The following is a 22233-nucleotide window of genomic DNA, read 5'->3' as shown; positions in this document are numbered from 1 at the left end:
TACGTTTTAACTGTGGAGTGTATACTTCGAAGTCACTTTAACGTTTCTTTCAATGGTGTTTCTCACAGGTGATATTTCTATGGCTTTTGCAATCAACTTTTCAACCTGCGCTTCATCTGCGTCACTGTCCACATTGAAACGAACGTTTATTTCATCAAAGCCAGAATTCCCCTCTTTTAAGCCAAAGAAAACGTTCAGATCTATTTCGCCAGTAACATCAACGTCCAACGAATTTACTTTAATCCCCATACCACTAGCTGTTGCAATGAATCCAACACCTACACAAGCGCCAAGTGCACTTAACAAAAGCTCAACGGGATTAGGCCCTTTTCCAGTTCCGGATAGCCACTCTGGTTCATCAATGGGTACCGGCTTATAGTCCCCAACCTCGGCCTCCGAGTAAAACCCATCATTCCATTTTACTGTAGAAGCAAAACTTGTAATCGCATCCTCGGGATTTTCCTTATAATTTTCTGCCAAGCTTCCGAGCATATTCACATCTACACCGTTCATTTTACTCATATTTAGGACTCCTCTATTTTATATTTTTCATAGACCAATTTAATTGGATCCTGGCTTGTCCTTTATGACTTTTTAGGCGGGATCGCACACCCTTCATCAGTACATAGTCCTTCACTAGAGGTTTCATCAGAAAGAATTTCAAACTTAGCTACCGGATGCTCTTCTTCCCAAACTTTCTCCAACACTTGAGAAAAAGATTCTGTCGGCTGTGCCCCTGAAACTGCATATTTTTGGTTGAATATAAAGAACGGTACCCCGCTAATCCCAACTCTACGAGCTTCATCTTGATCTTTTCGTACTTGATCTTTATAAAGATCCTTATTTTTTAATACTCCGAGGGCTTCTTTTCTGTTTAATCCAACTGCTTCTGCAATATCGGCCAGTGTATCATAATCTCCTACATCCCTTGATTCAGTGAAATGTGCAATAAGTAATTTTTCATTCAACATTGTTTCTTTGCCATTCGTTTTTGCCCATTTTAATAAACGATGAGCATCCAGTGTATTGGTGGGTTTAAGACTATCTAATTGAAAGGATAATCCTACGTTCTTGGCTTGTTGAGTTAAGTGGCTAAGAAATTCTTTTGCTTGTTCTCTTCCTCCAAATTTAGGGGTTAATTTTTCTACAAAACTTGTTCCATCATACGAAGAAGCTCCCGGATCAAGCTCAAAGCTTTTGTATTCAATACTTATTTCATCTTTATGCGGTAATCCATCTAAGGCTCGCTCCAGATTTTGTTTACCAATATAGCAGAATGGACATGCAATGTCAGACCAGATTTCAATTTTCATGTTTCTACCCCTTCTCAGTTTTAGTTATTCGTCAAATGCAACCAGTGCATTTACTCCATGAGCAAGAGCGGAACCAGCTTTTAAAGCAGTAGCTACCATAATCGACTCAGCCAGTTCTTCTTTGGTTGCTCCGGCTTTTTTGGCTGCTTTCGTATGAATATCAATGCAATATGGACACCCAGTGGTATGGGCAACCGCAACCGCAATCAATTCTTTTTCCTTGGTACTGAGTATGCTGGCTTTCAACGCTTGCTGATCAAAAGAAGCAAAGGATTTGAACGAATCACTTAATTGGGTAAACTCCCGTAGTCTATTAATATAAGATGCACGGTATAACTCGTCGTCATCGGTACCATCATACGCATTTAAAGCATTAACGCCATGAGCCATCGCCGAACCTGCCTTGAGCGCGGTGGCAACCATTATAGCTTCTGCCATTTCCTCTTTTGAAACACCATGTTTCTTAGCTTGTTTTACATGAACCTCAATGCAATAAGGGCATCCCGTGGTGTGGGCTATAGCAATTGCAATTAGTTCCTTGTATTTTGCTGTAAGTTTACCCTCAGCCAATGCTAACTTTTCAAAGGCTACAAACGCCTTGAAAATCTCTGGAGAAACCGAGTTAAATTCTCCAATACGTTTAAAATTCGATTTTTTAAATAAACTGTCTTGATGACTCATAGAAAACCCCTCTATTCATTAGAAATTTTAGTGTACTCTGAGCTTTAATTCATCACGCTCAGAATTTTTTCCTTACTTACGTTTTTCATAGATCCTACGATTGAATCAAAAAGTTTCTCTCTTTAAATGCCTCCTTTTAGTCGTAGCAAGAAAACATTATTCAATTGATTAATTGAATTATAGAATGTGTAGGCATTTAAGTCAAGTACTTTTTATGTGAAGAGTGGAACACCTTGGAAACCATGAATAACCAGATATTTATGAATCTTTTATATAAATTCAGCCTTCTAAAATAGGGATGAAAATAGCCCATAAAAAAATGAACCCTTAGAATACATTGGTTAAACCCAGGGTTTATCTAATGTATTCTAGTGGGTGCATTTCAAATCGATATAGGTTCTTCGTTATTTTTCAAACTCCGTTTAATATAATGTGTTTAGTGCCTCACGCGTAAACGGAAGTAATTCTTCTGTTCGTCCATCGCGGATTTTGTTTACCCAGTCAGGGTCAGCCAATAATGCGCGCCCGACTGCGATCAAATCGAATTCTCCACGTTCTAATCTCTCGATTAGCCCCTCTATTTGGGTTGTTTTTCCATTCGCATTTTCTCCGTTATCAAAGAAATCCAAAAAATCAGCGTCAAGACCGACAGATCCAACTGTAATTGTTGGTTTCCCTGTCAGTTTTTTTATCCATCCTGAAAGATTCAAGTCAGATCCTTCAAAAGCCGGTTCCCAAAAACGACGAATAGAAGCATGAAAGATGTCAACGCCTGCATCAACTAATGGTGTTAAGAAGTGTTCTAGTTGTTCTGGAGTTTCTACTAATTTTGCTGTATACGCATCATATTTCCACTGTGAGATTCGCAACACAATTGGAAATTCTGGTCCAACAGCAACTCGGCAAGCTGCGATAACCTCACTAGCAAAGCGCGTACGATTGACAATATCACCACCGTATTCATCGTTACGCGAGTTTGTTTTTTCCCAAAAGAATTGATCAATTAAAAATCCATGTGCCGCCATAATCTCGATGCCATCAAACCCAACTTTTTTAGCATTGACTGCTGCCTGCACGAAGGCTTCAACTAATTCCGAAATTTCTTGTTTAGAGTAATCATTGACGTTACCACGTGCACCCATGTGCCATATTTGCGAGAAAATTTTGCCACCGACTTCGTGGATACCATTAACTACTTCTGACCATCCATTTAGCGCCTCTTCTCCGTATAAGTGTGGTACGTCCTCCTGCCATGCTGGCACCTCGGATGCAACATCAGGATGGTTGATAAATGTACCCTCTGTTAGAATAAGTCCAACACCATTTTCAGCTCTACGACGATAATACGCAGCGACATCCCTCCCTGGCACTCCATTTGGAGAAAAATTTCGAGTCATAGGTGCCATTATAATACGATTAGATAGTTTGAGATTTCCCATTTCGAATGGTTTAAAAAGAGCATCAACAGATTGAAAATTATTCACAAAAAAACCTCCAAGTTTTATTATTGTCATTTTATAACGTAGACGTTCGTATATTAGCAACAATTAAATCAACTTATCTAATCCCTAACAATGCATATAAAAAGACTCTCATTCTAACGTTTATAAAATGAACTGAGAACCAAGTTATGGCTGCACCACCACAGAAGCCTGTTAAATAGGGCAGCTTTCCTCCATTAAAGCAGATATCCAAATTGGCTCCATCTTCGGCTTAGGGCTTGTTTTACCTAAGACATTGATTTTCATGTAATTTGGGAAAACACTCTTCCATCAATGAAATTACTTGAAACCAAATCCTTGCTGCTCCAACATTCTTCTCACTTCAAGATAATAAATGTGGTTATAGAAGGAGGATATTTCTTGACTCCAACCTCTTGTTTCTTTTCCATTTGTACGTTTATCCATGTAGTTAGAGATCGTTTGATCATATTCTTTAATGAGGCCTTCTAAGTTGGTGTCGTACCGTTCTTTATGCCAAATTGCTTTTTGAGGTAAACGTGGCTTCTTCGAGTAGTTTCTATATTGATACGAAATAGCGAAAAATCCCTTATAAACGTTTGTTATATACCTCAACAGCACTTTGCAGAAAATCCTCTATCTCTTCGCGTGATTTACGAAGCTTGTTGACATATCGAGTAAGCTCTTTACCGTCGACATAGGCAACAAAGCTTGGAATACCCATAATATTTTGTTCTTCACTTACAGTACCTACATGATCTACATCCACCTCGATGAGATCCAGATCATTCGCAAATTTTTCTTCAACTTCAGGCATGAATGGATCAATAAATTTGCAGTCCGGGCACCAGTCTGCTTTAAAAACAGCAACTGTAATTTTGGGGGAACGGATAGCTGTATCAAATTCTGATTTAAAGGTAATTTTTTTCATTTTAAGATCTCCTTTTTTAATGGAGTTACCATTCCAATTGATGTTGTTCAATATAGTTACTTGTCAGATCATCTCCAGCATCAATCGATACCTTACCTTCGGTACCTACCGGCACACCTGCTTTGACAAGCAGCTGACCAATGTGGCATTTTTCTTCTGCTTGTAAGAATAATGCTTCGACCACAGTGATATCTTCCTTTGATGCACTCGAGGATAAAACAACATGCGGACGATGTGTAATGCTCAGTTGGTCCCCTCTAGCTATGTCCCCTTCTGTGTCCATAAAGAACCCGACAACGGGTACTTTCTTGCGATCGAGCATGTACGCTAGTGTCAGAGCATAACAAGCAATGGCAGAGGACATCAGGAGTTGTTGTGGATTAGCACCTTCTCCACTTCCGCCTTTCATAACAGGGATAGCAATTTGGGTTTGTAAATTGTCGCCTTTCATACGACCAAAACCTTTCGCGTCTTTGAACCAAACCGTATTCATATTCACTTTTTGATTCGGCATTTTAAAATGCTCCTTTCCATATTTTCAATACTTGTACTTGTCACTAAAATCCTTAGATTCCGAGAAGCTTCAAAACGTTCTATTCGGTTACGACGTTTTAATTATTTTCCAAAGAATCGATAAACTTTTCGCTATCCATGGCCGCCATGGCTCCAGTCCCTGCTGCAGTAATAGCTTGACGATAGCGAGTATCCTGTACATCTCCACAAGCAAACACACCTGAAATATTTGTCATTGATGTGCCGGGTACTGTAACGATATAGCCGTTCTGATCCGTTTCAATTTGACCATTTAAAAAGTCCGTATTCGGATGATGGCCGATGGCTACAAATACACCATGTGCATGTAGGATTTCCTCTTCGCCTGAGATATGGTTCCGGACTTTCAATCCTGTCACTCCACGCTCTTCCGCAACAACTTCAAGTGGGGTCCTGCTTAAAGCCCACTCAATTTTTGGGTTTGAACGAGCGCGATCTTGCATAATTTTTGAGGCTCTCAGTTCTTCTCGACGATGCACCACAGTAACTTTGGAAGCGAATCGTGTTAGAAAGTTTGCTTCTTCCAATGCAGTATCGCCTCCACCCACTACAATGAGTTCCTTATTTCGAAAGAAAAAACCATCACAAGTGGCACAAGTACTAACTCCCCGGCCTACATTTTCTGTTTCGCCTGGTATTCCTAAATATTTCGCACTGGCACCGGTTGAAATGATCAGAGTCTCAGTAATGATTTCACCTTTGCCCTCCACTTCCAGTTTAAACGGCCGTTTTTCCAAATCTACCGTCTTTACCCAACCATTAAGAAATGTAGCCCCGAAGCGTTCCGCTTGTTTACGCATATTATCCATTAATTTGGGGCCCATGATGCCTTCTGGAAATCCAGGATAATTCTCAATTTCAGTTGTTGTTGTAAGCTGTCCTCCTGGTTCAAGTCCTTCAATGACGAGCGGATTCATATTAGCACGAGCCAGGTAGATCGCTGCGGTCAGTCCTGCTGGACCAGTTCCGACAATTACAGATTTATACATATTCATCCCTCCAAATTCGATATTTTTTACAGTTGTTTATAACCATATTTTTAATATTCAATTGATTAATTGAATTATAGCATTAGGAAATCTGCTCGTCAATACAAGGATGGAAAATGACTACGAATGAGACACACATTGTAGAAATATATTTAGGGGCGGATGTTTGACTAATCTTTGCATAATGAAAAAAGCTGACAGAGCGCAATGGCAGTGTCAACTTTTTTTGTGAGAGTTTATGTTTCATATGCGTTGTATGTTGGAGTAAACCAGAATTTAAGGCTTTCTTTTTAACTTTCTAAATAGGGTATTCTTATAAATTTTATCAAGTTATATCCTTTTGACTTGACTCCACTCGGGTTGTTCATGTTAAAATTTTAATATTCAATTGAATGAACAAGAGCCGATTTCATGAGTAAAGTCAATTTTTGAGTATATAATTTCCTCATTATGATTCTTCAGTTATGGATTATAGTTTAAGGTGTATTCTAAGGCTTCTCCTATGCATGATTGGAATTGGGGATTCCCGTTTTATAATACGACAAGAATAGAGGTTGAGAATAATGGAAGATATGCTGAACTCTGCGAAAATCTTTAAGGAAGATCTCTATAAACAATTGGCTAGAATCGGAAAATGTTTATCCAGTGATAAGCGTCTTGAGATCTTAAATGTGCTATCCAATGGTTCTAGAACCGTAGAAAAAATAGCTACCTGCACAGACATGAATATTGCGAATGTATCTCGCCACCTTCAAGTTCTGCTCGATGCAAAACTGGTTAAATTCACAAAAAAAGGAGTATATGTGATCTATTCTTTGGCTGATCCAGAAATCATCGAATTTCTTTCCTCTTTATGGCGAATCAGTGAAAAACAACTTCCTGACATTAGTAGAATGAAAGACGATTTCCTAAACAATCTTGATGACGTTCAAACGCTTACGATGGATGAGGTTAGGGAGAAGATTAATAATGATTCAATAATTTTGGTGGATTTACGTCCTAAAGAAGAGTATGACATGGATCATATTGCGGGAGCAATTTCAGTGCCGATGGAAGAATTAGATGCACTAATAAGAGAGATACCGAAAAACACAGAAATCATCGCATATTGTAGAGGTCCACTGTGTGTCTACTCAGCTCTGGCGACGCAGAAATTACAATCTGAAGGCTTTACGGCTTTTCGCATGGAAGAGGGCTTGAATGAGTGGCAAGAACATTTTCAGTTACATTAAGCTGACTTCTAAGAACAGACGAATAACAATTAATTTCTCCAATTCTTAACTAAAAGACTTCAAGGCCAATATTATTAGGCTCTGAAGTCCTTTTTAGTTAAGACAAACTTAGGAAACATGATATGATTTCTCTTAAGAGGTGGTTAGAAGTGGCGAATATTCAAGAAATTGCTCGCTTAGCGGGAGTATCCACAGCAACTGTATCACGAGTAATTAATAAACACGGCTACGTAAGTGATTTAACCAGACAAAAAGTTTTAGAAATTATCGAGGAGCTTGATTATGTCCCCAATGCTAATGCGATCTCTCTAAAAAAAGGTAAAACTCGTCAGATTGGAATAATGACGGTCTCCTTTAGTCCCATTATTATTAATTTTGTTCGTGCATTCACTCTTTATGCTGAGAAAAACGGATTTATCGTCACTCTTTTTATCACGAATGGAGAACCTGAAAAGGAGCTTATTGCCCTGGAAATGCTAAAACGGAAGCAATTAGATGCTATCGTGTGTTTGATACGGTCCAATGAATGGGATGTCATTGAATCCTATGCCCGGTATGGCCCCATTGTTATATGGCAACGTCTTCAAAACGAGAATCTTCCTTCTGTCTTTATGGATCAATTTCATGCCTATTCGACAGGTCTTGAATATCTTCATTCCAAAGGTTACCGAAAAATACTTAGCATATATCCGATGTCCAAAGGACTGAATACAAAGGAACGCATTCGTGCCCATACAGAATTCGTTAAGAAACACAATCTCATGGCGTATCCATTTCCTCATTTCGAAGATAAAACTTTAGTTCGTGATGGGGAGGAGCTTGCTAAATGGTGGGTATCGCAGGAAGACCGACCTGGTGCTATTTTTTGTGCCAATGATGAAGTGGCAGCTGGTCTTATGACAGCCCTGCGTCGATTGGGATTTTCCATTCCGGGAGATTTGGGGATTATGGGCTTCGATAATACAGAGGTGGCTCACTTGCTCGATTTGACAACGATTGACTATCCTATCGACCAGCAAGCTGAGAATGCATTTCTTATTTTGCAAAATAAGTTGAATAACACCAAAAACAGGCTAAACACTTTAACATACAAGTTAGTTGAGCGAAGTTCGACATAACGCAGTATCTTTAGTATTACTGGCATATGGTAAATCCTACAGTACATTAAAAAAACCACTTGTCCAAATTGAACAAGTGGTTCTTTTAACCCGTGAGTCGTAGGCTACCCACCCATGTAATTATATAATCACTCAGAAATATTCAGGACAGCACGGAATCGAGTCGATGCTGACATCATTTTATCGTATGCTTCGCTAGCACGATCTAATGGATATGACTCAATCATGGGGCGAATATCCGTCAGCACACTGAAATTAATCGTCGCTTGGATTTCTTCCGCTCCGCCTGTTAACGTACCTTTGACCGTGTTAGATCCTTTCAAAAAGTCCATCGCTGACAATTCTAGTGGATCAGTGGAAGTTGCCACAATGATGAGCTCGCTGTCTTGACCCAACCCGTTGATCAGAGAGGAAACGGCCTTCGCGTTAGGTGCAGTTGCCAGGATGACTTTAGCACCGCCTAATGCTTGTAATGCCTCAGCCGGATCTTCTTTGGTCGAATCAATGTAGTGATGGGCTCCAAGTTCACGTACGAGAGCTTCTTTATCATTTCCTCGTGAAATAGCCACGGTGCGATATCCGGCTTTGCTTGCAAACTGCACGGCAAGATGTCCCAGTCCACCAATCCCCTGAATCGCTACTAGATCACCAGGGCGAGCTTTACTATTTTTGATGGCACTAAAGGTCGTTTCTCCAGCACACATTAGTGGAGCAGCTTCCATTGCCGAAATTTCATTTGGAATACTGGACAAACTATCCTCATAAGCAACCATGTATTCAGCATATCCTCCGTCCATTGTTAATCCGGTCACATGGCTATGTCCCCCATGCCATCCAATGCCGACACGTTCTCCAATTTTCCATTTTGACGAGCCTGATCCAAGCTCATCAACGATTCCTATCACTTCATGTCCAGGAATGCGGGGATATGCTGACGCCGCACCGCCCATGGCCATTGAATCTCCATTACATACGCCGCAAGCTTCAACGCGGAGCAATACTTGCCCTTCTGCCGGCTGCGGAACCGGTACCTCAACTAACTGCATTTTTTCTCCTGCAGCTGGAATTTGCATGGCTTTCATTTTCTTCATGAATAAACCTCCTTAGTTTTAAAATAGTGGTACTCCATTAGTATAGTTTAAACTGATCAAATATTCAATTAATTAATTGAATATTTGAATCGATTATTTTCATTACGGATGAATAGATTCGTTGCAACTTCTTGTAAGTTTTGTATTTTTGTTATCTGATTGATGATTTTTGAGACTACTAGTTCAGCTGACTGAAGTGCACCTTCAAGATGTCACCAAATTCTGCACTTGCTTCTGTTCCAGCAAAGGCAATTTATTTTTCCATTCCCCAGATGCAGGTATAGGTCCGTAATGCGGAAAATTTTGAAGTGGAATACGATCTTCGGATATAGCAGTGCTCGCAGGTCACTTAAGCCAGCACCAATAATAATCACGGGGTTCTTCATTCTTTTCTCCATCGTATTAAATAGTTTTATTTTCATGTTGATATTACCTTAGAATTTATACCGCATTGTACAACTGTTCTAATCGTGCTTCTAATTGTTCAAACTGAACAAACCGTCCTTCACGAAGATATTCCTTTTGATCAAAAAATAAGATGATCGTGGGAACTGTAAAAATCAATAATTTGCCTGCAACCGCCTCTACCTGACTAGCATCTATATGCGCAAGTTTTATTTCTGGATAGTTGTTGAGTAATTCTTTTAGTTTGGGATAAATTGCATGACATACATTACAATCCTCTTGAGATACATATAGCATACTTAATCGGTTATTTGGGATAAACGTATCTATTTCATTCACTGAAGTTATTTCTTGGACATTTATCATTAATCTCCCGCCTTACTGTATGTTATTCGGAACTGAATGGCTCCAGATCCAATATTATTCAATGCAGCTTTGTTCTAATTTACTTTTCTGACTCCATTCAATTAATTGAGAAACTGGATCTACTAATAACTAATAAATACAAATCATGAAATCCCTGTTTTGGTAAAATACGTGCCGCTTTTTTTCCTTTAAAATATTAATCGGCCAATATAATTACGCTATCTTTTGGAGACAAATCTTTTCCCCAAACAAACGGCAATCGCCCTAGGAAGACATTGTGGATTCCTGAAATGCTATTTTTCAAAATCGGAACTATCTCTTAATGTCAATCCATTTAATATAAACAGGCACCTGATTTTGTTTGATTATAAAGATAACATCTTACACCGCAAGGAAGCGAAAATGTTGAGTTAGCCAGTAAATTATCCTATATCTATTCCGTTCTGTCATATTAAGTCGAATCATTAAAATCAATAGAACAGTTGAATTTAATGATTAAATTTCAGTTTTATCAACTCTCTAAATCCAACTTTAAATGTTAAAAGCACTATATTTTTCACTTGCATCTTTTATTTAAATTTCATTCCTCATTCTCCATCGTAAGCATTCCACTCTCGGGCTCCTTCTTCTATTCGATACGCTGTGAAGCCCTGTTTTTGAATAAAATCAACAGCTTGAGATGCAAGAGAACAATAAGGGCCCCGACAGTATGCAGCAAGTTCTACATCAGCTTTATTTAATGTTTTTAGGTATTCTTCCAACTGCTCTAAAGGTACAGATATAGCACCTGGGATATGAGATGTTTTATACTCCTCAACTGGTCGGAGATCTATGAGAACCATGTTATCCTGCTTCATTTTTGCCAATAGTTCTTTTTTTGTGATACTTTGAACACCTACATATTGCCTTTTCAACTCATCTTTAATCTGTTTTATGTCAGAGAGTCTGTCCTCACACAAATTCCATAAAGAGGACAAAAAATGAGTTACAGATAAATCACTAATATTATATATAACGAAAGTACCTTTTTTTTGAAATCTAACCAATTTTGCTTCCAGCAAAATTTGTAAGTGACGGGATACATTCGCAACACTCATACCAGTTTGTGTAGCCAAACTTTCAACAGATTTTGGTCCATTTGATAAGAGATCCATAATCTCAAGTCTTTTGTCACTGGATAAACATTTCCCAATTCGAGCAAATTGCTGATATAAACGTTCTTTAATATCCGATTCAGGACATCTACTTTCCATTGGAACCTCCTCTTTGTTGCAATACCTTAGATTTTCGGGTATGCCTTCCTGCATGCGAATCACTCACTAGTATGTCCAAATATAAAATAGCAATCCAACATTTACTTCCCGTTCATTTTGGTTCTAGCTTTAAGAATTCACTTAATAAATTGAAAAAAACGACGGTTCAGAAAAATCCAAATCCGTCGTTCTCTTCACATGTATTTCAATGATTATTACAAAAATGGATTTGTTGAATACTCTGTTAATTAAGCATTCCTAGAATTTTTTCTCTAAGAGCCTGCTTTTGCTCAATCCCCACCATTGTCTCAGCCAATTTACCCTCTTTAAATAAGAGTAGCGTAGGAATACTTCTAACTCCAAATTGTTGAGCCAATTCGATTTCTTCATCAACGTTGACTTTGGCTACTGTTGCTTGTCCAGCCAGATCATCAGCTAGCTCATTTACGATCGGAAGTTGCACTTGACAAGGTGGACACCATGGTGCCCAAAAATCAACTAGTGTCACTCCGCTGTTAATGTTCGATTCAAAATTCTGTTTTGTTAAAGATACTGCTCCCATAAATAGAATCCCCCTTAATTAATTTATCAATTATTCAATCGATTAATTGAATTATACTTTTGAAATCGAATTAAGTCAACTTTTTAATATCTATGAAGTTAAGTTCATTTATACGGCACCAGTATTTTTCTTGTATTATTTGCCCCGTTTGAACTACGTCTAATTTGCTTTTAAACAAAAAAGCCGAAGATCTTTTGAATTAGATCACCGGCTAAAGATTCAACTTATTTAAGATTTTGATTAACTAGGGAGTGCGCCTTTAAACTCAAGTAATCCACTCCGTATAACTGCCAAGATTAAATAAAATCCTTCTTCTCATTCAAACATTATTTTGCTCGTGAAATAAGAAAAAAATCACAGAGTCGAATCCCAAACTTGGAACTCATCTGTGTTTTGCTTTTCTCGAATATTTTAGCTTTGGCTTGTCTGTTTATTTAATGCAGATCTATGTTTCAATTACGATGAACTGAAACCACTTCGCTGGTCTTTTCATCTCTCAATTTGTTTTTTTAATATCTCCATGTTGTTTTGAATAATAAGTCTCTGAGCACCAATTAATTTGAGGCTCTCTATTCTTCTCATAAATCTTTATTAGTTGGTTTAAAACGAAAATCTTTTGTACGATATTTTCACAAAAAAAGTTAAGCTGTCGTTTATAAAAATTAATATCCTTTTGATAAGGATGGCGAAACGTTTGATTCCTCTCATATACATCAAGAAGCTGAATATGTAAATTATATATATCTTTATAATTAATCTTAATCTCCTCCGTTCTATTTTAGAATCAGTATTCCCATTTAGACAAGGAAATAGACATATGATTTCAATCTAATATTTCTTAGAAATTAATCAACAAAATAAAAAAACTGATGAGATCGTTTCGTCCCAACTTAAAAATTACAATGTATAAACAGGTCTGCTAATTATCTAAATACCTCGGGTAAATTAAAGCCTAAGTACCAAAGATGCATTCTCCAAATAGCAATGATGAGATTTGAATGAGTGCAACCTTTTTCTTGAAACGGTCATTTCACCTGCTATACATAAAGTAAAAAAGCCCCTTTTTAACGGGACTATTTAGGTTAGATATTTGATTGTCCTGTAGCTAAAAATGTTATAACAAAATTTTAGCCGAGCAAAGGTGATTTTTCCTTCAAATAATGTTTGTCTCACTTCTTGTTATAAAAAATAGGCTATCCTTTTTCACCATAAACTAAGAAACTTAGATTAATCATTAACAGATAATTTTGTGTTTACTTAGCCTTAATTCCCGATTTCACTGGGTTTTCGGGGATATTGCCTGTCTCATTTAGATGATATAAATAGTCTTGTGAGTTATAACTTCAATTGAGACAAAAACAGCCTAAAATAGGCTGTTTTTATATCATGAATTTTGAGAAAATTATAACATGAGCTAGGATAAACCCACTGTTTCTATACAACAAATTGAGATTTTATCAAAACAAAGAAACAAAGTAATGCTTTCTAAAAGGGACAATGAAATAAACAACGTCATTATCAGCTGCGACTATAAAATATCAAATGCTTTAATTAAGTGGCCATTTGTCTCGTCTATATCTTTTACTGCAATCATGCTTTTGTTCAAATCTTAGAAAAACGACAAGGGTAGTTATTCAGTATATAATAAGTTACTGTCTTGTACTTGCTTAAAAATCACACAATATTCTATGCCAGTTAACATCCTCAATAATAAAAGACATTACAATAAGTGAATTAGGAGAAGCCATGCTTCTTAATCAAACTACGGTTACTCGGAATGTGAACATCTTAAAAAAGCAGTTTCGTTGACGTCGTACAAAGTACAATTGATTCAAGAACTAGGATTATTACAGTGACAGAATTAGGATTGGCCAAGTTACAAGAAGCTATCCTATTTGGCAGGTAAGCCACTCCAATAGCGGTAAACATAATACTAACGTTAACGTTGGTGGTAACGTTAATATCTGTATTTCTTGGAAGTGTAATCTATGATTTTATTGCAAATAAATGAAAATTCCAAAGAGGAACGCTCTAACGATCTTTTTATCACTTCTGATCAGAATCCAGAGTCCCCAATTCGAACCACCTGCTCCAACGATTTCTCCTAACGAAACATAAACAGTTGGCTCTTAGAAGTTAATTGACATTGGGATGCTATACAGAAGTAGTGGTGCTAAGATAACTGTATATTTAGAAAGTACTAAACTTAAATTTCATTTTCTAATATCGACTCGGTTCCGAAAAAGACAAAAAGAGCACTGCCAGTAAGGCTGTGCTCTTTTATTGCGCTTGGCAACGTCCTACTCTCCCAGGACCCTGCGGTCCAAGTACCATCGGCGCTGGAGGGCTTAACGGTCGTGTTCGGGATGGGTACGTGTGGAACCCCTCCGCTATCGCCACCAAACATGAATTTACACCGTAAATTCTACATTCAAGGTTACACCCTGAAAACTGGATCCGAAACTTATTTGCGTTTTATTTTTTAGGATAAGCCCTCGACCGATTAGTATTGGTCAGCTCCATGCATTACTGCACTTCCACCCCCAACCTATCTACCTCGTCGTCTTCAAGGGGTCTTACTAATTGGGAAATCTCATCTTGAGGGGGGCTTCACGCTTAGATGCTTTCAGCGCTTATCCCTTCCGTACATAGCTACCCAGCGGTGCTCCTGGCGGAACAACTGGTACACCAGCGGTACGTCCATCCCGGTCCTCTCGTACTAAGGACAGCTCCTCTCAAATTTCCTACGCCCACGACAGATAGGGACCGAACTGTCTCACGACGTTCTGAACCCAGCTCGCGTACCGCTTTAATGGGCGAACAGCCCAACCCTTGGGACCTACTTCAGCCCCAGGATGCGATGAGCCGACATCGAGGTGCCAAACCTCCCCGTCGATGTGGACTCTTGGGGGAGATAAGCCTGTTATCCCCAGGGTAGCTTTTATCCGTTGAGCGATGGCCCTTCCATGCGGTACCACCGGATCACTAAGCCCGACTTTCGTCCCTGCTCGACTTGTAGGTCTCGCAGTCAAGCTCCCTTCTGCCTTTGCACTCTTCGAATGATTTCCAACCATTCTGAGGGAACCTTGGGGCGCCTCCGTTACTCTTTAGGAGGCGACCGCCCCAGTCAAACTGCCCACCTGACACTGTCCTCGCACCGGATCACGGTACCAAGTTAGAACCTAGATACGATCAGGGTGGTATCCCAAGGATGCCTCCTCTCAAGCTGGCGCTCAAGATTCTACGGCTCCCACCTATCCTGTACAGATCGTACCCAAATTCAATATCAAGCTGCAGTAAAGCTCCATGGGGTCTTTCCGTCTTGTCGCGGGTAACCTGCATCTTCACAGGTATTAAAATTTCACCGGATCTCTCGTTGAGACAGCGCCCAAGTCGTTACGCCATTCGTGCGGGTCAGAATTTACCTGACAAGGAATTTCGCTACCTTAGGACCGTTATAGTTACGGCCGCCGTTTACTGGGGCTTCGGTTCATAGCTTCGCCCGAAGGCTTACCACTCCCCTTAACCTTCCAGCACCGGGCAGGCGTCAGCCCGTATACTTCGCCTTGCGGCTTCGCACAGACCTGTGTTTTTGCTAAACAGTCGCTTGGGCCTTTTCACTGCGGCCCCCTCGGGCTATTCACCCTACCGAGGCACCCCTTCTCCCGAAGTTACGGGGTCATTTTGCCGAGTTCCTTAACGAGAGTTCTTCCGCGCGCCTTAGAATTCTCTTCTCGCCTACCTGTGTCGGTTTGCGGTACGGGCACCTTCTCCTGGCTAGAGGCTTTTCTTGGCAGTCTGAGATCATGACCTTCGCTACTCCAATTTTCGCTCCCCATCACAGCCCAGCCTTACGATGTGCGGATTTGCCTACACACCAGCCTCACTGCTTAGACGGACATCCATCAGTCCGCGTCACTACCCTACTGCGTCACCCCATTGCTCATAACGGATTACGGTGGTACAGGAATTTCGACCTGTTGTCCTTCGACTACGCCTATCGGCCTCGCCTTAGGTCCCGACTTACCCTGAGCGGACGAACCTTCCTCAGGAACCCTTAGGCTTTCGGCGGATCTGATTCTCACAGATCTTTTCGTTACTCATACCGGCATTCTCACTTGAATGCAGTCCAGCGCTCCTTACGGTACACCTTCAACCCGCATTCAACGCTCCCCTACCCCTGATGCATTGCATCAAGCCATAGCTTCGGTGGTGTGTTTAGCCCCGTTACATTTTCGGCGCAGAGTCACTCGACCAGTGAGCTATTACGCACTCTTTCAATGGTGGCTGCTTCTAAGCCAACATCCTGGTTGTCTGTGCAACTCCACATCCTTTCCCACTTAACACACACTTGGGGACCTTAGCTGATGGTCTGGGCTGTTTCCCTTTCGACAATGGATCTTAGCACTCACTGTCTGACTCCCGGAACTAAATCGATGGCATTCGGAGTTTGACTGAGCTTGGTAACCCTTGCGGGCCCCGCACCCAATCAGTGCTCTACCTCCACGATTCTTCTTTCCGAGGCTAGCCCTAAAGCTATTTCGGGGAGAACCAGCTATCTCCGGGTTCGATTGGAATTTCTCCGCTACCCCCACCTCATCCCCGCATTTTTCAACATGCGTGGGTTCGGGCCTCCAGTGCGTGTTACCGCACCTTCACCCTGGACAGGGGTAGATCACCCGGTTTCGGGTCTACGTCCACGTACTCATTCGCCCTATTCAGACTCGCTTTCGCTGCGGCTTCAGCTCTTCACCTTAACCTTGCACGGGAACGTAACTCGCCGGTTCATTCTACAAAAGGCACGCCATCACCCATAGATCGGGCTCTGACTTCTTGTAAGCACACGGTTTCAGGATCTATTTCACTCCCCTTCCGGGGTGCTTTTCACCTTTCCCTCACGGTACTGCTTCACTATCGGTCGCCAGGGAGTATTTAGCCTTGGCAGATGGCCCTGCCGGATTCATACGGGGTTTCACGTGCCCCGCACTACTCGGGATCCGTCTCGGAGAGAACAAGTTTTGAACTACAGGGCTTTTACCTTCTCTGGCGGGCCTTTCCAGACCTCTTCATCTAACCGGTTCCTTTGTAACTCCATGTGAGACGTCCCACAACCCCAAGGAGCAAGCTCCTTGGTTTGGGCTAATCCGCGTTCGCTCGCCGCTACTGACGGAATCACTATTGTTTTCTCTTCCTCAGGGTACTTAGATGTTTCAGTTCCCCTGGTCTGCCTCTATTCTGCCTATGTATTCAGCAGAAAGTGACTGTCGATGAAGACAGCCGGGTTTCCCCATTCGGACATCCCCGGATCAAAGCTTGCTTACAGCTCCCCGAGGCTTTATCGTTGTTCGCCACGTCCTTCGTCGGCTCCTGGCGCCTAGGCATCCTCCGTGTGCTCTTTGTAGCTTAACCTAGTATTTACATCGTAAATACGATTTGCTTTGAATTTCGGTTCAACACGAATGTGTGAATGAAATTCAAGGCAGCTACCTTTAGTTCACTTGTTTACACAAGATCAGCTTAAAGGAATATTCTAAAACGCAATTTCGTTTCGGTATCCAGTTTTCAAGGTGCAATACAGTTTCATCGAAACTGTAGCCTGTGTGAATATCGGTCTAACTCAACCGAGTAGATGATATTCATGCAGTATGTTGAGAGTTTGAGCTCTCAAAACTGAGCAACGAGTGAGTAGTTTATGAAGCTTACGCTTCATATTTGAATGTTTCCATTGCAGGAAACGATTCTCCATAGAAAGGAGGTGATCCAGCCGCACCTTCCGATACGGCTACCTTGTTACGACTTCACCCCAATCATCTACCCCACCTTCGGCGGCTGGCTCCCTTGCGGGTTACCCCACCGACTTCGGGTGTTGTAAACTCTCGTGGTGTGACGGGCGGTGTGTACAAGACCCGGGAACGTATTCACCGCGGCATGCTGATCCGCGATTACTAGCAATTCCGACTTCATGTAGGCGAGTTGCAGCCTACAATCCGAACTGAGACCGGCTTTTCTAGGATTGGCTCCACCTCGCGATTTCGCTTCCCGTTGTACCGGCCATTGTAGTACGTGTGTAGCCCAGGTCATAAGGGGCATGATGATTTGACGTCATCCCCACCTTCCTCCGGTTTGTCACCGGCAGTCTGCTTAGAGTGCCCAGCTTGACCTGCTGGCAACTAAGCATAAGGGTTGCGCTCGTTGCGGGACTTAACCCAACATCTCACGACACGAGCTGACGACAACCATGCACCACCTGTCTCCTCTGTCCCGAAGGAAAGGTCTATTTCTAGACCGGTCAGAGGGATGTCAAGACCTGGTAAGGTTCTTCGCGTTGCTTCGAATTAAACCACATACTCCACTGCTTGTGCGGGTCCCCGTCAATTCCTTTGAGTTTCAGTCTTGCGACCGTACTCCCCAGGCGGAATGCTTAATGTGTTAACTTCGGCACCAAGGGTATCGAAACCCCTAACACCTAGCATTCATCGTTTACGGCGTGGACTACCAGGGTATCTAATCCTGTTTGCTCCCCACGCTTTCGCGCCTCAGCGTCAGTTACAGCCCAGAGAGTCGCCTTCGCCACTGGTGTTCCTCCACATCTCTACGCATTTCACCGCTACACGTGGAATTCCACTCTCCTCTTCTGCACTCAAGCTCCCCAGTTTCCAGTGCGACCCGAAGTTGAGCCTCGGGATTAAACACCAGACTTAAAGAGCCGCCTGCGCGCGCTTTACGCCCAATAATTCCGGACAACGCTTGCCCCCTACGTATTACCGCGGCTGCTGGCACGTAGTTAGCCGGGGCTTTCTTCTCAGGTACCGTCACTCTTGTAGCAGTTACTCTACAAGACGTTCTTCCCTGGCAACAGAGCTTTACGATCCGAAAACCTTCATCACTCACGCGGCGTTGCTCCGTCAGGCTTTCGCCCATTGCGGAAGATTCCCTACTGCTGCCTCCCGTAGGAGTCTGGGCCGTGTCTCAGTCCCAGTGTGGCCGATCACCCTCTCAGGTCGGCTACGCATCGTCGCCTTGGTAGGCCTTTACCCCACCAACTAGCTAATGCGCCGCAGGCCCATCCACAAGTGACAGATTACTCCGTCTTTCCTCCCTCTCCCATGCAGGAAAAGGATGTATCGGGTATTAGCTACCGTTTCCGGTAGTTATCCCTGTCTTGTGGGCAGGTTGCCTACGTGTTACTCACCCGTCCGCCGCTAGGTTATATAGAAGCAAGCTTCTATATAACCCCGCTCGACTTGCATGTATTAGGCACGCCGCCAGCGTTCGTCCTGAGCCAGGATCAAACTCTCCATTAAAGACCAACCGAAGCTGGTTTATAGAAAGAGCGATAAGCTCATGTTGAAACTGACGAGATAAAAATATCTCTTGTTTGATTTTGCGAACAAAATCGTTTTACTCACTCGTTGTTCAGTTTTCAAAGATCAAACATTCTTTTGGCTTTTCTTGGGCCGGGCAAATAATATATCATACTTTTCCGATCCATACTACTGGTAAATAATACCTGTAGGTGATCCCTTGAATTTTTGAAGTCCATCTAACCATTGCATCACAGCCTATCTTACGGCCGGATAAATAATATATCATTTAGGTTTCCTGATTACTACATGTAAATTATACAAATTAGTAAGTGACTTATCAAAATCAATTCTATTACTGTACTCCTCATATACTTTTGAATTTTTTTCTTCATTATATACTGTATATGTACCATGAATCTTTGAGGCTTCACAGCGCGGCGTTTCGACGGGGAGAAACATTCATAACCTTCAGTCAAAGCGTATTTACGAACGTGCTGAGCTAAAAGACGCTGGAACCAGACTTCGTAAGAATAGCCCAACTCTCCATCGGAAGCGTTAGACAAGGCTAGTTTATTTACATGGTAACCAAGTTCTGTAGTCTTTTCGTTGATATGTTTGATGCTTGCTTCAAAATCATCGAGCATCTTGTTCATAGTGCCCCCTATTGCTTTTCTTTTCACGAGAGAATAATCAATGTTAGCGGTAATATCCCCCCTTTGCATAACGTCGATTGGCGTACTCGATATCAGCTTTTGATCCGCTATTCCATTCCCCGCCATGAATAAAAATAATTAATCCAATAATGATTGATAAAAAATAACCGCTGCTCTTTCTGAGGACAGCGGTTATTTTTTATCGAATACTTTAGGTAGAAGCACATGAAACTTTTTAAGTCAGAAACTTTCATGGAAAATAAGAACAGCTTTTTGACCAAGTTCTTGAGATAATTTAATTTTTTTGAAATAACGAATCTTTGGCCGACTATGTTTAGTAATTGTATCAATCATAAGTACTTTTTTGGGATATATCTATAATCAAAAAGGAAATTATTATTTATATAAACATATCAAATTTTTATATAGTAGGTATTATTTATTTGGAATATGTTTATACTGAGCGAGAAGAGAAGTGAGCTGAATGAATGGTCTTATGGTTTTTAAAAAAACATTCATAAAGATAGGAAGAAAAAAGATGTGCAATATAATCAATCATCTACCTTTACGACCTACCATAGAAAGGATGAAAGTATATCAGGATATTTTTTTAGGCTGGTATATAAAAATTGTTTTAATTCTGCAAACACATTGATAAAGGAATTAGGTTTATCCTATACTCAGGCTGTAAACAGTGACTTTCCTCTTTCAGCAATTGAAAACCTATCAATTAGAACAAATACACAGAATTATCCTTATTACAAGCACACTTATGCTTGGAGACTCAGATTAATTACCAGTGATTGGTTTAATAAAGTATTACTGAAAAATAAAATTAAATACTGTCCGGTCTGTATTAGTTTAAAGCACTATCATCGTTTGCATTGGGGAATTCACCCTTTACATTTATGTTTAATACATAAAACTAGATTGCAAGATTGTTGCGCGACTTGCTCTTACCTATTACTCATAGCAATTTTATAAGAAATGAATGTGAAGCTTGTAATTCCAAATTAGAGAATGCAAATTTTGAGATATGCCAAAATGCGTTGCTTCTTGAATCTCAGAAAAGAATGTATGAAGCATTGCTAAACCAAAATTTAATTCTGCCGAATATTGATAGTTTCTCTGAATATCTTAAATTGGCGTATGGAAGTTTTCACTTGTTAATTGGTGCTAAGCATTTTATAGGAATGAAGGAAGGTGTTATTATAGCTTTTTATAATCAAAGTAATCATCGCAAAAATGGTTATGATGAGGCACTTGCTTATGCAAATGTTTATTGGATGTACAAAAACTTCCCATACAACTTTTATTTTGTTTTAAATGATTTTATTTCAAGAAACAAAGGCAGCAGAAATTTTTACCCTAGATTAAAAAAATTTGAGTTTTTTGTTCAATCCTCGGAATTTATTTGGTTAGAAAGAGCTTATCGGTCGTTTTTACTACAAAAATGTGAGGAAGGTACGATCAAAAAAGATTTATCGATTTTCAATTGATGTTTCATGCTTATGTTTAAAGAAAAGTAATAATATATATGACGAGAAATCAAGAAATGAGTTTGATCTATATATTTCAGCTACTGCATCAAAGGAAGATGAATTACTGGTTACTTCCACGCATACAGTTTGAAAAAGTACAATATCTTTCAATTAATTCATAATTTAAAAAAAGCCACTTAAGAAAATAATTGCTCATAGTTTTTTAAAAATTGATAATAAAAGTTAATGCTTAAAGAAAACATTATTATAGTTTATAAGTAAATCTTAAACGATATCGAAACATTGACAAAGTTGCTTTAGCTCAATTAGATATTAGGCTAAATGCTTAATAAAAATTGATTTCCAATCCTCAACACTTTTATTCTGTTGCAAAAGCACTTCGAGCTCATACACTGTTATTTTTGAATTATAAAGATCATAAATTATTGAATTCATAATAGTTGTACGAGAATGTACTCTATAATATTTTCTTTCTATACCGGTTTCTTCAGTAATTCTTTGATGCGATATTGAAACCCCTTCTTTATATAATTTACATATGGCTGTTATTGCATTCTCAAGTCTTATACGTTCTGTTTCAATTTTTATTTATTTGGGTTACTTCTTCTTTCCTTTGGATATACCAATTTATTAATTCTGGCATTTGACTCTTGAATAAAGTTCATCCTCATGTAACCATGATCTTTTACCGACCCAGTTCACTGCTATCACCTCTAAAATGACATTTTATTATCAAGTTTTAATTGCATTCTTATAAGCCATTGTTGCCGAAAAAAGTTAGCGTTAATCAAGAAAATAAATAACTGAAAGTAAAAAAT

General features: G+C 40.2%; 16 protein-coding genes and 3 rRNA genes. 4 read left to right on the top strand and 15 right to left on the bottom strand.

Translation table 11 applies throughout. The features are described from left to right. Nucleotides 1-6 precede the first annotated feature (6 nt). The 7 genes from ACWGXJ_RS08005 to trxB form a co-directional block, all read right to left on the bottom strand. Nucleotides 7-522: an OsmC family protein gene (locus ACWGXJ_RS08005; RefSeq protein WP_452566525.1), complete on the bottom strand. Its 516-nt coding sequence runs from the start codon at nt 520-522 to the stop codon at nt 7-9. Between the two features lie 62 nt (nt 523-584). Next, nucleotides 585-1313, bottom strand: a complete 729-nt coding sequence (locus ACWGXJ_RS08000) for a DsbA family oxidoreductase (RefSeq protein WP_452566524.1) — start codon at nt 1311-1313, stop codon at nt 585-587. A gap of 24 nt (nt 1314-1337) precedes the next feature. Beyond that, a complete protein-coding gene (locus tag ACWGXJ_RS07995) occupies nt 1338-1994 on the bottom strand; it encodes a carboxymuconolactone decarboxylase family protein (RefSeq protein WP_254349315.1) in 657 nt (218 codons plus the stop codon). 422 nt (nt 1995-2416) lie between these two features. Next, on the bottom strand, nt 2417-3478 hold the full coding sequence (locus ACWGXJ_RS07990) for an NADH:flavin oxidoreductase (RefSeq protein WP_452566523.1): 1062 nt from the start codon (nt 3476-3478) through the stop codon (nt 2417-2419). Nucleotides 3479-4043: 565 nt separating this feature from the next. Further along, nucleotides 4044-4385, bottom strand: coding sequence for a thioredoxin family protein (locus ACWGXJ_RS07985; RefSeq protein ID WP_250261921.1), 342 nt, complete (start codon nt 4383-4385; stop codon nt 4044-4046). A gap of 25 nt (nt 4386-4410) precedes the next feature. Beyond that, complete coding sequence (locus ACWGXJ_RS07980; RefSeq protein ID WP_250267903.1) at nt 4411-4899, bottom strand: OsmC family protein; 489 nt, start codon at nt 4897-4899, stop codon at nt 4411-4413. A gap of 97 nt (nt 4900-4996) precedes the next feature. Then, nucleotides 4997-5926 (bottom strand): thioredoxin-disulfide reductase, encoded by a 930-nt coding sequence (gene trxB / locus ACWGXJ_RS07975; protein WP_250261923.1) that lies wholly within the window; start codon nt 5924-5926, stop codon nt 4997-4999. Between the two features lie 563 nt (nt 5927-6489). On the opposite strand from trxB, the gene ACWGXJ_RS07970 reads away from it, so the two are divergent. Further along, nucleotides 6490-7158 carry an ArsR/SmtB family transcription factor gene (locus ACWGXJ_RS07970; RefSeq protein ID WP_023988726.1) on the top strand — a complete coding sequence of 223 codons (669 nt, stop codon included), beginning with the start codon at nt 6490-6492 and terminating at the stop codon, nt 7156-7158. 149 nt (nt 7159-7307) lie between these two features. Continuing rightward, on the top strand, nt 7308-8276 hold the full coding sequence (locus tag ACWGXJ_RS07965) for a LacI family DNA-binding transcriptional regulator (RefSeq protein ID WP_452566522.1): 969 nt from the start codon (nt 7308-7310) through the stop codon (nt 8274-8276). A 128-nt stretch (nt 8277-8404) separates the two neighbouring features. Here ACWGXJ_RS07965 and ACWGXJ_RS07960 read toward each other — a convergent pair whose 3' ends face one another. The 8 genes from ACWGXJ_RS07960 to ACWGXJ_RS07925 form a co-directional block, all read right to left on the bottom strand. Continuing rightward, complete coding sequence (locus ACWGXJ_RS07960; RefSeq protein ID WP_348621977.1) at nt 8405-9367, bottom strand: zinc-binding dehydrogenase; 963 nt, start codon at nt 9365-9367, stop codon at nt 8405-8407. Nucleotides 9368-9808: 441 nt separating this feature from the next. Continuing rightward, nucleotides 9809-10138 (bottom strand): thioredoxin family protein, encoded by a 330-nt coding sequence (locus tag ACWGXJ_RS07955; RefSeq protein ID WP_452566521.1) that lies wholly within the window; start codon nt 10136-10138, stop codon nt 9809-9811. A gap of 587 nt (nt 10139-10725) precedes the next feature. Beyond that, nucleotides 10726-11391: an ArsR/SmtB family transcription factor gene (locus tag ACWGXJ_RS07950; RefSeq protein ID WP_254326039.1), complete on the bottom strand. Its 666-nt coding sequence runs from the start codon at nt 11389-11391 to the stop codon at nt 10726-10728. 244 nt (nt 11392-11635) lie between these two features. Beyond that, the gene (gene trxA / locus ACWGXJ_RS07945) at nt 11636-11953 is read right to left on the bottom strand and encodes a thioredoxin (protein ID WP_452566520.1); all 318 of its coding nucleotides are present in this window, start codon (nt 11951-11953) and stop codon (nt 11636-11638) included. Between the two features lie 2287 nt (nt 11954-14240). Further along, a 5S ribosomal RNA gene (rrf, locus tag ACWGXJ_RS07940) occupies nt 14241-14357 on the bottom strand. A gap of 79 nt (nt 14358-14436) precedes the next feature. Continuing rightward, nucleotides 14437-17362: ribosomal RNA gene (locus ACWGXJ_RS07935) — 23S ribosomal RNA — on the bottom strand. A 339-nt stretch (nt 17363-17701) separates the two neighbouring features. Then, nucleotides 17702-19257: ribosomal RNA gene (locus ACWGXJ_RS07930) — 16S ribosomal RNA — on the bottom strand. Together the 16S, 23S and 5S rRNA genes form the textbook arrangement of a ribosomal RNA operon. A 305-nt stretch (nt 19258-19562) precedes the next feature. After that, nucleotides 19563-19913 (bottom strand): hypothetical protein, encoded by a 351-nt coding sequence (locus ACWGXJ_RS07925; protein ID WP_250261928.1) that lies wholly within the window; start codon nt 19911-19913, stop codon nt 19563-19565. 540 nt (nt 19914-20453) lie between these two features. Here ACWGXJ_RS07925 and ACWGXJ_RS07920 point away from each other — a divergent pair. Together ACWGXJ_RS07920 and ACWGXJ_RS07915 are read left to right on the top strand one after the other, a co-directional pair. Next, nucleotides 20454-20897, top strand: a complete 444-nt coding sequence (locus ACWGXJ_RS07920) for a TniQ family protein (RefSeq protein WP_367988836.1) — start codon at nt 20454-20456, stop codon at nt 20895-20897. Beyond that, nucleotides 20855-21412, top strand: a complete 558-nt coding sequence (locus ACWGXJ_RS07915) for a hypothetical protein (protein WP_452566519.1) — start codon at nt 20855-20857, stop codon at nt 21410-21412. The genes ACWGXJ_RS07920 and ACWGXJ_RS07915 overlap by 43 nt, the downstream gene beginning before the upstream one ends. Nucleotides 21413-22233: the final 821 nt, after the last annotated feature.

This window comes from Paenibacillus sp. S33, assembly GCF_053615415.1.
This window is presented reverse-complemented; position numbering and strand designations above follow the sequence as displayed.